The sequence below is a fragment of the Kribbella sp. genome (genome assembly GCF_035655035.1).
Lineage (GTDB): Bacteria > Actinomycetota > Actinomycetes > Propionibacteriales > Kribbellaceae > Kribbella.
Genome location: NZ_DASRVN010000098.1, coordinates 1 through 6,476, shown reverse-complemented (window position 1 = coordinate 6,476; position 6,476 = coordinate 1). Strand labels below are relative to the sequence as shown.

At 66.9% G+C, this 6,476-nt stretch carries 7 protein-coding genes; 5 read left to right on the top strand and 2 right to left on the bottom strand.

The genetic code is table 11. The features are described from left to right. The 4 genes from ngcE to VFF46_RS05805 all read left to right on the top strand — a co-directional run. The coding region (ngcE, locus tag VFF46_RS05820; protein WP_325035977.1) for an N-acetylglucosamine/diacetylchitobiose ABC transporter substrate-binding protein at positions 1 to 1,267 on the top strand (1,267 nt) is incomplete at its 5' end. Continuing rightward, entirely contained in the window at positions 1,267 to 2,157 is an 891-nt protein-coding gene (locus tag VFF46_RS05815; protein ID WP_325035976.1) for a sugar ABC transporter permease, read from the top strand. The genes ngcE and VFF46_RS05815, both read left to right, overlap by 1 nt. Positions 2,158 to 2,166: 9 nt before the next feature. Next, positions 2,167 to 3,069 carry a carbohydrate ABC transporter permease gene (locus VFF46_RS05810; protein WP_325035975.1) on the top strand — a complete coding sequence of 301 codons (903 nt, stop codon included), beginning with the start codon at positions 2,167 to 2,169 and terminating at the stop codon, positions 3,067 to 3,069. After that, positions 3,066 to 4,307, top strand: a complete 1,242-nt coding sequence (locus VFF46_RS05805) for a hypothetical protein (protein WP_325035974.1) — start codon at positions 3,066 to 3,068, stop codon at positions 4,305 to 4,307. Before VFF46_RS05810 ends, VFF46_RS05805 begins: the two co-directional genes overlap by 4 nt. A gap of 332 nt (positions 4,308 to 4,639) precedes the next feature. Here the strand turns inward: VFF46_RS05805 and VFF46_RS05800 are convergent, their stop codons facing one another. After that, the gene (locus VFF46_RS05800; protein WP_325035973.1) at positions 4,640 to 5,188 is read right to left on the bottom strand and encodes an N-acetyltransferase; all 549 of its coding nucleotides are present in this window, start codon (positions 5,186 to 5,188) and stop codon (positions 4,640 to 4,642) included. 251 nt (positions 5,189 to 5,439) lie between these two features. On the opposite strand from VFF46_RS05800, the gene VFF46_RS05795 reads away from it, so the two are divergent. After that, complete coding sequence (locus tag VFF46_RS05795) at positions 5,440 to 5,952, top strand: hypothetical protein (RefSeq protein WP_325035972.1); 513 nt, start codon at positions 5,440 to 5,442, stop codon at positions 5,950 to 5,952. A gap of 23 nt (positions 5,953 to 5,975) precedes the next feature. Here VFF46_RS05795 and VFF46_RS40585 read toward each other — a convergent pair whose 3' ends face one another. Further along, a complete protein-coding gene (locus tag VFF46_RS40585; RefSeq protein WP_414673038.1) occupies positions 5,976 to 6,308 on the bottom strand; it encodes a DUF6879 family protein in 333 nt (110 codons plus the stop codon). Positions 6,309 to 6,476: the final 168 nt, after the last annotated feature.

The following is a 6,476-nucleotide window of genomic DNA, read 5'->3' as shown; positions in this document are numbered from 1 at the left end:
CGCGTCCGCCGGGTCGTCGGTGGACGGCAGCAAGCCGCTGGAGTTCTTCAACTTCGACGGCGGCTACGGCAAGGAATGGACCACGATGCCGCTGGATCTCTACCGCAAGGAGTTCCCGAAGGCGGACGTCAAGCTGACCAGCGGGCAGCAGCTCCAGCAGCAGCTGCAGCCGCGCTTCATCCAGGGCGACCCGCCGGACCTGATCGAGAACGTCGGCCTGGACGGCGCCACGCTGGCCGCGCAGAAGCAGGTCATGGACATCGGCCCGCTGCTCGACATGGAGGCGTACGGCCAGCCTGGCGTCAAGGTCCGCGACACCTTGCTCCCCGGCGTCGCCGAAGCGGGCCGGTATGACGGCGTGAAGTACGAGATGCCGTACGTGTTCGGCGTCGGCGGGATCTGGTACAGCAAGCCGATGATGGACAAGCACGGCTGGGAGTACCCGAAGCACTGGGACGAGATGCTCGCGCTCTGCGCCGAGATCAAGAAGACGACCGACATCGCGCCGTGGACGTACCAGGGCAAGTTCCCCGGGTACCTCACCAACCCGATGCTGATGACGGCGTACAAGGCGGCCGGCCCCGACCTGAAGAAGAAGGTCGACAACCTCGAACCGAACGCGTGGCGCGACCCGGCCCTGATCGCGGCGGCCGAGGGCTACCAGGAGCTGGCCGCGAAGGGGTACCTGCTGGAGGGTTCGCAGGCGCTGACGCACACCCAGTCGCAGACGTACTGGGCGCAGGGCAAGGCGGTCTTCATCCCGTGCGGCGGCTGGCTCGAGAACGAGCTCGGCGACATCGCGCCGAAGGACCTCGGTATGACGATGGTCCCGGTGCCCGGCCTGTCGTCCGCGGACAAGGCGCCGTTCGAGACCGTCACCGGCGGGCCGGGCGGTGCGCTGATCGTGCCGTCCAAGGCGAAGAACCCGCAGGGCGGTCTGGAGCTGCTGCGGATCATCGTGTCCAAGCAGTGCATGAAGAACTTCACCAAGGTGACGAAGTCGCTGACCGTGGTGAAGGGCGCCAGCGACGGCCTCGAGCTGTCGTCGGCGAACAAGTCCATGCAGGCGGTGATCGAGGCGGCCGGCACCAACATGTTCGCGGACTGGTCGTGGCGGCTCTGGTACAAGAAGCTGCTCGACAACTCGGACAAGGCGATGGCCGCGCTGATGAACCGCGAAGTGACGCCGGACGGGTGGAGCAAGCAGATGCAGAAGTACGCCGACGAGACCGCGAAGGATCCGTCGATCAAGAAGTTCCACGTCTGATGCATCACGGGAAGTACCGCTTCATCGTCAGCCTGCTGGTGGTGCCGCTCGCGGTCTACGCGGTGTTCGTGATCTCGCCGTACGTGCAGGCGTTCCCGATCGCGTTCACGAACTGGGAGGGGCTGTCGGCGAGCTACCAGTACATCGGGTTCGCGAACTTCGTCACGCTGTTCCACGACTCGGTGTTCTGGGTGGCGTTGCGGCACAACCTGTTCCTGCTGGTGTCGTTGCCGATCATCATCGTGACGCTGTCGCTGTTCTTCTCGGCCGCCCTGAACTACCGCGGCGGCGTACCGGGGTCGCGGATCTACAAGGTCGTGTACTTCTTCCCCGGCGTGCTGTCGATCGCGATCGTCGGCGTGCTGTGGCAGTTCGTCTTCGAGCCGCGGAGCGGGCTGCTGAACGGATTCCTCCGGGCGATCGGCCTGGGCGGGCTGGCGCGGCTCTGGCTCGGTGACGGCAAGACCGCGCTCGGTTCGATCATGGCCGTGGTGGTGTGGGGCGGCGTCGGGTTCTACGTCGTACTGTTCACGGCCGCGATGGCGGCGATCCCTCGCGAGCTCTACGAGGCGGCGCTGCTGGACGGGGCCGGCGCGGTGCAGTCCTTCCTCCGGGTGACGTTGCCGCTGATCTGGAGCACGGTGCAGACCGCGCTCGCGTTCCAGGTGATCGGGGCGCTGGACATGTTCGCGCTGGTGAAGATCCTGTCGGTCGGGCCGGGCGGTCCGGACGACGCCACCCAGGTGATCTCGCTGTACATGTACACGAACGCGTTCACGTACGGGAAGTTCGGCTACGCCTCCGCGATCGGAGTCACGTTGTTCTTGATCAACATGATCCTGACCCTGCTCACGTTCCGGCTGACCCGCCGCGAGCGGGTCGAGTACTGAGGAGACACGATGGCTCTTCTGACGTCTCCTTCCCGGTCGAGCGCGCCCGCCGTACCTGCGTCGCCCGGTCCGGCCCGGAGCGCCGCCGGGTCGCGGATCCTCGGCGGGGTGTCGCAGGGGTTCCTGCTGGTGTGGGGCGCGATGGTCGTGTTCCCGTTGCTGTGGGCGGTGCTCAGCGCGTTCAAGTCCGACCAGGACATCTTCACCAGCCCATGGAGCCTGCCGTCACGCTGGCGGTGGGACAACTTCTCGCGCGCGTGGAACGAGTCGCACATCGGCTCGTACTTCTTCAACAGCGTCGTCGTCGTGTGCTGCGGCGTCGTACTGACGTTGCTGCTGTCGTCGGCGGTCGCGTACGTGCTCGCGCGGTTCGAGTTCCCGGGATCGCGGGTGCTGTACTACGTGTTCGTGGCCGGGATGGTGTTTCCCGGGTTCCTCGCGTTGGTGCCGCTGTTCTTCGTCGTACAGAACCTGGGGCTGCTGAACACGTACCTGGGATTGATCTTGGTGTACGCCGCGCACGGGATGTCGTTCTCGGTGTTCTTCCTGACGGCTTTTTTCAGGACGCAGTCGAAGGAGCTTGCCGAGGCGGGACTTGTGGACGGGTGTTCTCATTGGGGTGTGCTCTTTCGCATCATGCTGCCGCTCGCCCGGCCCGGTCTGGTCAGTATCGGCATCTTCCAGTTCCTCGGCATGTGGAACGAGTACCTGCTGCCGCTGGTGCTGAACACCGACGAGAAGCGGTACCTGGTCACCCAGGGTCTGGCGAACATCGCCGTCACGCAGGGCTATCACAGCGATTTCTCAGGATTGTTCGCCGGACTGACCATCTCGATCATTCCGGTCCTGGCCGTATATCTTGGATTCCATCGACAGATCAGTGCCGGTATGACCGCGGGAGCACTCAAGTGACCGAACTCCTCCTGGCAGCCAAGTCCCTGGACGTCACCCCGCCACCCGGTCACCGACTCGACGGGTACGCCGCCCGCGCGGGCCTCGCCACCGGTACGGCGGACCCGTTGAACGCGACCCTGATCTGGCTGTCGAGCGCGGACGACCCCGGCGTACTGTGGCTGACTCTGGACGCGATCGCCGTCGGCTGCGACCTCGTGTCCGAACTCGCCGCCGCGGCCGGCGCTGCGGCCGGGATTCCGCCGTCGCACGTCGTGGTGTCCGCGTCGCACACGCACTCGGGACCGTCCGGCTGGACCGGTCAGATCCACCCGGTGATCCCCGCCGACCGCGAATGCGACCTGGTCGACGCGCTGCTCGGGGCCGTACGTTCGGTCCGGTTCGAACGGCAGCCGGTGACCGCGTCGTGGCGATCCGTCGAGGTGGTCGGCGTCGGCACCAACCGGCACCGCCGCAACGGCCCGCACGACAACACCGCCGGCATCCTCGCGCTGCACTCGCGCTCGGGTTCCCTCGAAGCGGTGCTGCTGGACTTCGCGTGCCACCCGACGACGTACGGCCCGGAGAACATGCAGTACTCCGCCGACTGGCCCGGCGCCGCCCGCGCCGCCCTCGCCCCCGCCGTCGTCGGCTTCCTCCAAGGTGCCGCCGGCGACGTCAGCCCCCGCTTCACCCGCCAGGGCCGCGGCGCCGCCGAAGTCACCCGCCTGGGCTCCCTGCTCGCCGGCCGCGTCCGCGAGGCCCTGGCCCAACCCGGCCTCGAGCTCCCCCCGTCACCCCCCACAATCCGCCGTACGACGCTGACCCTCCCGGTCCGCAACATCCCACCCGCCGCCGAGGCTGAGAAAGTCGTCTCCGCCGCCGCCAGCCACCTCAACGGCACCGACGACCCCTCTGGCCGCATCTCCCAGACCCGCCTCGACGGCGCCCGCGGCCAAGCCCTGATGGCCGCCGCCGCCCTCCCCCCGACCTTCGACCTCTCGATCAGCACCGTCACCATGGGCGACGTCTGCTGGATCAACCTCCCCGTCGAACTCTTCGCCGTCCACGGCGCCTGCCTCCAGTCCGACAGCACCCACCCCATCACCCGAGTCATCGGCTACACCGACGGCTACTACGGCTACGTAGTAGACCCCTCCGCCGCCGAAGCCGGCACCTACGAAGCCCTCATCACCTTCTTCGACCAACCCACCACCCACCACCTCCTCACCCAAACCACCACCTTCGTCAACAGCTAACTAGCCCGCCGCGTGCTACGCAGGTGCTCCCACCCACCCGCTACGCGCTCCCACCCACCCGTCGGCTACCGCCGACACATCAGCTGCCGGCTACCGCCGGCGAGCTGGGGGCTAGCGCCCGCGATTTGCTCGCTCCGCTCGCGTGCGACCGCCCCGCCTACCCGCCCGACGTGGTGAGCGAACGCCAAGGCCCACCCCTTGCGTTCCACCCGACTCGAACGTACTCGCGCGCCGTACCCGCCATCTACCTCGGTGCAGGAGCGCCCCAACAGCTACAGCCCGCCAGAGCATTCCGTTGCTACACGCAACGAATACGAGCGCGTCATGCCTCGCTAGGCCTCGGGATCGCGCAAGCCGACTGCGTCGTGCCGCCAGAACGCTTCCGCATAGACAAGCGTCCCAGTCATCCACGGTTCGTACGCAGGAAGCTTGATCGCCTGAAAGGCCTGGTCCGGGATCCTCAACGACGGCTTGCGAAAGCCCAACTCGCCGCCAGGCACGAAGCCGAAGCGGGAGTAGTACCCCGGATCCCCCTCCAGGAAAACAACCGGAGCAGACCGCTCACCGACGATCTCAAGCCCGCGCCGAACCAGAGCCGAACCGATCCCGCGCCTGTGAACCTCAGGCAACACAGCCAACGGACTAAGGACTTGCACGTCCACCAGCCGCCGAGGGCAATCCAGCAGACTACGCGTGAACATGACGTGCCCGACCACCTCCCCGCCGTCCTCGGCAACCAGCGACAAACCGCCGCCAGCCGCGACAATGCCCCGCAACGAATCAACCAGCTCAGCAACAACAAGGCCATGATCACCAAACGCCCGCAGATGAACATCTCGCACAGCCCGCCTGTCGCCCGGCACCTCTTCCCGAAGATCCATCCCTGGATGCTATGAGCCTCTCCCCACCGCCCGCACACGGTTTAGAAAACCGACCAGACCGCTCCTCTCCGAAGGCTGGGAGAACGTAGCCCACCGAGTCGCAGAGAGTTGACCTCCTGATCCGGCGGGGCGTGCGTGCCGACCCCTGCATCCGCGCCCGCCCCGCCCACCAACCAAGCGACCTCCGGCCACGTATCGTCTGACAAACGGCCTCCCTCGGGTGCGGGCTGCCGATCGGAGGAGTGATGGTGTTGGCGCCGTTGATCCTTACGGGCGGGCCCGCGGTCGGGAAGAGTGTGACTGGGCGGGCGCTCGCGGAAGGGCGTCCGAGGTGTGCCTTGCTTGACGTGGACGACGTACGTCAACTCGTCGTCTCCGGAGCAGCTGCTCCCTGGGACGGCGCCGAAGGGTGGAAGCAGCAAGAGCTCGGCGTGACGAACGCATGCGGCATGGCTCGAAACCTTCTGGCTGCGGGCATCGAGGTTGTCATCGCTGACGTGCTCACGCCCGAGACTTCAGCGCTGTACCGACGGGAGCTACCAGCCTGCCTGATCGTCCATCTAGTGGTGAGCTTTCCGGAGGCACAGCGCCGCGCGGCGACTCGCCAGGTGTGGCTCACCGACGCGGAGTTCCGGATGCTCCACCAGGCGGACGCGACGAACCCGCCGTACGCCGACCGCCGCCTCCAGGTGGACACGCTTAGTTTGCAGGCGCAGATCGCCACGGTGGCAGGTTTCTGGAGAGAAGGCAGAGCTGCTGGGTAAGCGGTGAGATCAGCACCGGGACGCTAACTGCGGCCGCGGTGCTGATGTTGGCGAAGTCGTCGCGGCGGCCTGATCGCGGGGCAGGTAGCGGATGTCTTCGCCGGCTTGGTGGTGAACCCTGAGCACCACACGCCGAACCGGCTGTAGTCGGTCAAGGGGACGGTTACCACGCGGACCCTGGTGAAGCGGCGGCCGGTGGCGATCGCGGTGCGGACCAGGTCGAGCCACTCGCTCATCCAAGCTGGTTCGTTGCGGTGACCAGCTAGGTATTTCGCGAGCGGTTCGGCCTCGTCGGGTTCGGCGTACCGGTCACGAACCTCGAGCCGGTACGCGGTGTGCTCGAAGCTGTTGGGCAACTCCCAGAGCGATTCAGCTGCTTGATGTGCGGATGGTGCGGGCTGCGTGGGCTAGTTGTGTGAGGGTGGTGCGGACGGCCTTGCGGGCGGTTCGTTCGGGGCGGTGTAGGGCGTCTATGTGGCGGAGGGTGTGGACGCCGCGGAGGGGGTGGAGGGTGATGGTGGGGT